Source organism: Collinsella sp. LCP19S3_A7 (assembly GCF_052121995.1).
GTDB lineage: Bacteria > Actinomycetota > Coriobacteriia > Coriobacteriales > Coriobacteriaceae > Collinsella.
The window spans coordinates 1-616 of record NZ_JBQKDE010000051.1; the positions used below are offsets into that span (position 1 = coordinate 1).

Genomic DNA, 616 nt, shown 5'->3' on the forward strand with positions numbered 1-616 from the left:
GACGGCTACGACTGGTCGGCCGTGTCGTGGCCGGAGGGCATGGGGCGCGAGTCGCTGCTCGCGCTCGACTTCGTCGAGCGCAGGGAGGACCTCGTGCTCATGGGCGACGTCGGCACCGGCAAGACGCACATGGCGTCGGCCCTCTGCGCGCTGGCGTGCGAGAGGAGGCTCGAGGCGCGCTTCTTCACGGCGTCCTCGCTCGTGATGCGCCTGAGGCGCGCCCGCGACGACGGGAGGCTCGACCGGGAGGCCGCGCTCATCGGCAAGGCCCGCCTGCTCGTCATCGACGAGCTCGGGTTTCTCCCGCTCGACTCGGACGGGGCGAGGCTGCTCTTCCAGGTCTTCGCCGACGCATACGAGAGGCAGTCGGTGGTAATCACCACGAACCTGGAGTTCAGCAGGTGGGGGTCGGTGTTCGGGGACGACCAGATGGCCGCCGCCGTGATCGACCGCATCGTCCACCACGGGAGGCTCGTCCAGTTCCGCGGCGAGTCCTACCGCGTCCGCCATGCCCTCATGCAGGAGGGCTAGCCGCTCAAAAAGCGTGCGCGCTTCCGATGCTCAGGCTGCTCAATTTCCGATGATCTTTTTGCTCAAATCCTCTTGACGAAACACA

1 protein-coding gene is annotated in these 616 nt (G+C 67.0%); it reads left to right on the forward strand.

The window, feature by feature from the left end:
- The coding region (gene istB, locus ACTQV3_RS09270) for an IS21-like element helper ATPase IstB (protein WP_441536324.1) at positions 1-531 on the forward strand (531 nt) is incomplete at its 5' end.
- Positions 532-616: the final 85 nt, after the last annotated feature.